This window comes from Hymenobacter sp. FMD4, from assembly GCF_058932745.1.
This window is the reverse complement of sequence record NZ_JBZYWH010000057.1, coordinates 1-277: the sequence shown is the minus strand read 5'-3', so window position 1 is coordinate 277 and position 277 is coordinate 1. Positions and strand designations below refer to the sequence as shown.

The 277-nt window shown below is 54.9% G+C and carries 1 rRNA gene; it reads left to right on the top strand.

Annotation, left to right across the window (positions count from 1 at the left end):
* Positions 1-269 (top strand): 16S ribosomal RNA (locus tag AC5FXY_RS22330); the annotation flags it as partial.
* Positions 270-277: the final 8 nt, after the last annotated feature.

Sequence of the window (277 nt, the reverse complement as noted above, 5' to 3'; positions counted from 1 at the left end):
GATATGGAGCCAATCTCGAAAAGCCGTTCTCAGTTCGGATCGAAGTCTGCAACTCGACTTCGTGAAGCTGGAATCACTAGTAATCGCGTATCAGCAACGACGCGGTGAATACGTTCCCGGGCCTTGTACACACCGCCCGTCAAGCCATGGAAGTCTGGTAGACCTGAAGCTGGTGCCCCGCAACGGAGCCAGTTAGGGTAGAACAGGTAACTGGGGCTAAGTCGTAACAAGGTAGCCGTACCGGAAGGTGCGGCTGGATCACCTCCTTTCTGGAGCA